This window comes from uncultured Kiloniella sp. (genome assembly GCF_937128705.1).
Lineage (GTDB): Bacteria > Pseudomonadota > Alphaproteobacteria > Kiloniellales > Kiloniellaceae > Kiloniella.
Map to the genome: position 1 here is coordinate 1 of NZ_CAKZMP010000173.1, position 4,796 is coordinate 4,796.

Sequence of the window (4,796 nt, forward strand, 5' to 3'; positions counted from 1 at the left end):
GTGATGAAGAGAGCGCAAAGTACCCTACGAGATAAATTGACGGCAGAACGTGACAGGCAATCCATAACAAATATATTTGGGCGATTTGTGCCGGAACCAATTGTCGAGGCAATGATTAATGATCAGGGCCTTCTTGCACCGCTGGAGAGAGAAGCAACCATTCTCTTTGCTGATGTCGTTGGGTTCACCAGTCTGACAGAGCGACTGGGGCCGACCAAAACGGTTAATGTTCTCAATAGCTATTTTGACGAAATGACGGACATCATCATGGAGAATGGGGGGATTGTCGCCACTTTTCACGGGGATGCTATCTTGGCTATTTTTAACGTGCCGCTGGAAGATACCAAACATGCGGAACATGCTTTAAAAGCTGCCCAAGCCATGCTATCGCGTGTAAAACAAGGAAGCTTTGCCGACGAGACACTTTCTATTCGTATCGGTATTAATACCGGGTCTGTTGTCGCGGGTAATGTCGGCGGTGGTGGCCGGCAAAGTTACACTGTGTACGGCGATGCCGTGAACCTTGCTGCCCGTTTGGAAGCCTTGGCCAAAGAAAAAAATCAATCTCTTCTTGTGTCCGGGCATACACATGCAAAGCTAGGTACATCGTCGTTATCTCTGCATGGAGAAGCAACTATTCGGGGGCAAACCCAGCCTGTAAAGTATTATGGTATTCGTGACTAATGTCCGTTTAACTCCATGAACTTATTTGCCAAGTTGATGTTTCATTAACATTCTTGTTTGAAAATAATTCTCTATTTTTATCAAAGTCATGAGCCGATTTTTTCGTATCATGTTAAAGTTGTTTTGTGACGAAAGGCTTTTTCAAATACTGCGGGCGTAATCGTGCCTGAAGATTTGATGAGTCTGGTGATACGATGCGTGTGGTTGTTTATGTGTCATTAGGCCAGAAGTCGATTTAAGAGTTTACTCAGGGGATCGATAGATGACGATACGTAATAAGCTAATGCTTCTGATTTCAATACTGTTGAGTGTTACGGTTCTGATTGCAGGAACGATTAGTTACTTTCAGACCACGGATCTTGTTTCCAAACGGCTTTACAATAATGAATTACCCGCGACCGTCTTATCCATTCGCAACAATATTGAAAAAAAGCTGAATGTTTATTTAACCACATCGTTTGCTGTTGCCGATAATACCTTTATTCTGGATTGGTTTGCCAGGGGGGAGCCAGTCGATGAGATTGAAGGGTGGCAAAAATACGCATCAAAAGTACAGCAGCGAACCAAGGCGTTTAATGTTTCTTTCGTCTCGAATGTTTCTCGAAAATACTATGACCAGAATGGTTATAACGAAGGTGCGAGTGGGGCGATTAAGTTTTGGTTTGATGCATTTATCGACAGTAATCAACCCTATGAAATGGTTTTGGATAAGAATGAAACCACTGGCAATCAATGGAAAATGTTCACGAATGTCCGGGTTGATGTGAACGGCAAGCTGGCATCGGTGGGCCTTGGCGTTGGGGCAGAAGAACTGGCTAAAGATATTGCAAACATCAAAGTCGGAAAATCCGGCTTTGTTTATCTGACAACAGCTGATGGGACAATCAAGCTCCATCGAGATGCTGAGCTTATTGGTAATGAAAACATAACAAAAGCAGCGGGTATTTCCAGCGTTGCAGAAAACCTGTTGAACGTGTCGCCGGGCGTTGATGAAAATGCAGTTAATTTTGCCAGTTATACCGGAAGCAACGGTGACATGATCGTTGGTGCATCATGGATACCTTCTATCCAATCGTTTGTTATTGTTGAGGTACCTGCGGTCGAAGTCTTTGGCGATATTACGCAGTCAATGAAAGAGATTGCCCTTATCGTATTGGTTATTCTTGCTGGTGCCGTTTTTGTTGTTTTCTTAATTGCGCGTCAAATTTCATCACCAATTAACAGAATCACAGCCGTCGTTGGTCAGTTAACCCAGGGTAATACGGATGTTGAAGTTCCCGCCCAAGAAGGCAAGGACGAAGTCGGTGCAATCGCACGTGCGGTTGAAGTTTTCAGGCTCGGTATCATTCAAAATACCAAACTTGAGAATGAACAAAAGGGAGCTGCAAAAAGAAACGAAGAAGAAAAACGCAAGCTTATGTCAAAAATGGCGGAAGATTTTGAAAACAGTGTTGGGTCTGTTGTCGATTTTGTTTCCAATGCGGCTGCAGATCTTAAACATACGGCACAATCAATGTCCGCAATCTCAGAGCAAACAAGGGCGCAGGCTTCTACCGTTGCCAAGGCTTCGAGTGAGGCGTCTTCTAATGTTCAGACTGTTGCTGCGGCAACGGAAGAACTAACATCGTCCAGTAACGAGATCAGTCAACAGGTTTCACAATCGGCAACCGTTGCCCGGGAGGCGGTCGAGCAAGCAACACATTCCAAGAACAATATTAGTGAGCTTATTAATGCCGCGGAAAAAATTGGTGCCGTGATTAGCTTAATTACAGATATTGCGGAACAAACAAATCTGCTGGCATTGAATGCGACGATTGAAGCTGCAAGAGCTGGCGATGCTGGCAAAGGTTTTGCGGTTGTTGCCAGTGAAGTCAAAAATCTGGCTAACCAAACCGGCAAAGCAACCGAAGAAATTCGTGGGCAGGTGGAAGGCATTCAATCTTCTACCCGGCTTGCGGCTGATTCCATTGATAATATAAGTGAAACCATTCAGCAAATTGACCAAATCGCAGCCTCTGTTGCTGCTGCTGTTGAAGAACAGACCGCTGCGACACAGGAAATTGCACGAAATGTTGATCAGGCAGCGGCGGGAACGCAGGAAGTCTCTGCAAATATTGGCGGTGTTACAGAAGCTTCTGGTGAAGTAGGTAAAGTTTCAAATCAGGTTTTATCTGCCGCGGATGAATTGGGAACAAATTCAGACCGATTAAAACAAGAAGTTGAGAACTTCCTGACCCAAATCAGAACAGCATCATAACAGCCCATAAATCAATTAATTGTGCTGTTATTGAGAATACTGGCAGAGAGTAGCTCAGCCCTCGTGGCATTATTTTGTGAAAACGTTAATCCGCTAAGACCGGTTTTTGAAAAAAGCTGGGGTCTGAATAAGACACCTTGACATGATACCAAAAGGTATTATTATAAAATGATACCAAAAAGTACTATGTTGAGGTTTGACGATGCATATACAAGAAACATTCAGGGCACTTGCGGATCCGACGCGGCGTGAGATTTTGCTGCATCTCAGTCGGCAGCAAATGACGATCGGTGAGGTGACCGAGAAGTTTGAGATCACCCGCGCAGCCGTGAAAAAGCATTTGAATATACTGGAAGAGGGACAGCTGATTTCAGTGCATGTTCAAGGCCGGGAACGTATCAACCGCCTAGAAGCACAGGGGTTGTCAGCCGTTTCCGATTGGATTGGATATTTCGATCAATTCTGGGATCAGCATTTGGGAGCTTTGAAAAATGCTGTGGAAAATTCTGAAAACGCTAAGCGACAAGCAATTAAGGGAAAGATATAGATCATGACAACATCCACTATCACGAAAACGGTTTTCTTTAATGCAACCCGGGAAACTGTGTGGTCTTTCCTGACAGAGCGAGACAAGATCGGTCTTTGGTTCCATCCCCCGAAAGAGGATCTGGCCGAGGGTGAAGACTATGAATTGATCTTAACCCGCGACAATGGTGAAAAGGCAAAGGTTTGCTGGGGGCGTGTACTGGAAATGCAGTGTCCGGAAAAAATGGTTTGGTCTTTTACTGTAAATCCATTGAATGGATCGTTAACGACGGTCACTTGGGTGCTGGAAGAGGTTCTGTGTGGCACAAGACTAACGCTAACACACGAAGGTGTTGAGGCCGCTGCGGGAGAAGCAGCAATGGACCTCATTCTGTCTTTCGATGCCGGGTGGGACGAACATTTTGCTTCTATGAGAAAAGCGCTATCCTAAATTGTATGTATAATTAATTAGGCCGAACAGGTTTCAAATACACGGCGTTTTATATGGGCAGGTTACTGGTTATATAAGACAGGTTAATGGGTGCTCTCTGTTATCGGAAAAGTTTGGTCTGATCAGAGAGCGCCTTTTTGACTGTATATTTTGTTCGCAGATATTGAGGCGCGTTCATGCACATAGAATATCTGGTAATGCCGAACTTTGTGTTTTTTATCAGGCTGCGTTTGCTGATTTTTCATGGATAAGGCGTTTAAGGGTTTTAAGAAGATCATCCATGTTTAATGGTTTTGAGCAGGTGGCGTTCATGCCACACGCAATATATTCTTTTAAGTTACTGGTTTCTATATCGGCTGTTAAGGCAATAATAGGAATCGTTGATTTGGCGGTGTCAGAAAAAGCTCGTATTTGTTTTGTCGCTTCTATCTTTTTCCGCATGACGAATGAAGTAGTAGGTAGATGTTTCTGAAGTTTTACTATTTTTCTGGGCGTGAGATGTAAAGGTAAATATTATAACAAATAGGAGGGCGAAATACTGTTTCATTGTCAATTTATTTTAAAGGTTGAGTGCTAGGCTTTTTATCAATCTAGCTTTTGATAAGTGAATTTGTTTCTTCAATTTTTATTTTACACCACAACCTAATAATGTTGCTTTGCTTCAAATTTAAATAACATTTCACTAATAGTCAATTTTAAAGAATGTTCTTTTAATAATACTGAAAAAAGAGTGGGTTAAAGGGTGCTAATTAGCTAAGCCAATTCAAGAGCTATTTTTATCATGTCTTTAAAGGTGGTTTCGCGCTCTTTACTTGTTGTGCGTTCCCCAGTTACTAGAGAGTCTGAAATGGTTAAAATGGTTAAGGCATTTACATTGTG

The 4,796-nt window shown here is 43.0% G+C and carries 4 protein-coding genes; all 4 read left to right on the forward strand.

Annotation, left to right across the window (positions count from 1 at the left end; genetic code table 11):
- Positions 1 to 684: adenylate/guanylate cyclase domain-containing protein (locus Q0241_RS09525; protein ID WP_299376597.1), on the forward strand; the 684-nt coding region annotated here is incomplete at its 5' end.
- A gap of 262 nt (positions 685 to 946) precedes the next feature.
- Complete coding sequence (locus Q0241_RS09530) at positions 947 to 2,941, forward strand: methyl-accepting chemotaxis protein (RefSeq protein ID WP_299376600.1); 1,995 nt, start codon at positions 947 to 949, stop codon at positions 2,939 to 2,941.
- 202 nt (positions 2,942 to 3,143) lie between these two features.
- Complete coding sequence (locus Q0241_RS09535; RefSeq protein WP_299376604.1) at positions 3,144 to 3,488, forward strand: metalloregulator ArsR/SmtB family transcription factor; 345 nt, start codon at positions 3,144 to 3,146, stop codon at positions 3,486 to 3,488.
- A gap of 3 nt (positions 3,489 to 3,491) precedes the next feature.
- A complete protein-coding gene (locus Q0241_RS09540) occupies positions 3,492 to 3,917 on the forward strand; it encodes an SRPBCC domain-containing protein (protein ID WP_299376607.1) in 426 nt (141 codons plus the stop codon).
- Positions 3,918 to 4,796 lie beyond the last annotated feature (879 nt).